Raw genomic sequence first — 210 nt, 5'->3', positions numbered from 1 at the left:
GGTCGCACCGCAGCCGGTCCCGTACGACCGGGCCACCCAGGAGCGCCGCGCCAAGCGGGCCGAGAAGGACCTGGCGACGCTCGGCAAGGTCAATCCGCTCGCTCTCGAGGAGTTCGCGGCGCTCGAGGAGCGCTACAACTTCCTGGCCACCCAGCTCGAGGACGTCAAGAACGCCCGCAAGGACCTGCTGTCGGTGGTCGCGGAGGTCGA

1 pseudogene is annotated in these 210 nt (G+C 70.0%); it reads left to right on the top strand.

Features of this window, described 5'->3' with window-relative positions:
* Positions 1 to 210, top strand: a pseudogene (locus I0Q12_RS33980) (chromosome segregation protein SMC); the annotation flags it as partial.

Origin of the sequence: Rhodococcus sp. CX, from assembly GCF_015865005.1 — a bacterium.
Classification (GTDB): domain Bacteria; phylum Actinomycetota; class Actinomycetes; order Mycobacteriales; family Mycobacteriaceae; genus Rhodococcus.
This window is presented reverse-complemented; position numbering and strand designations above follow the sequence as displayed.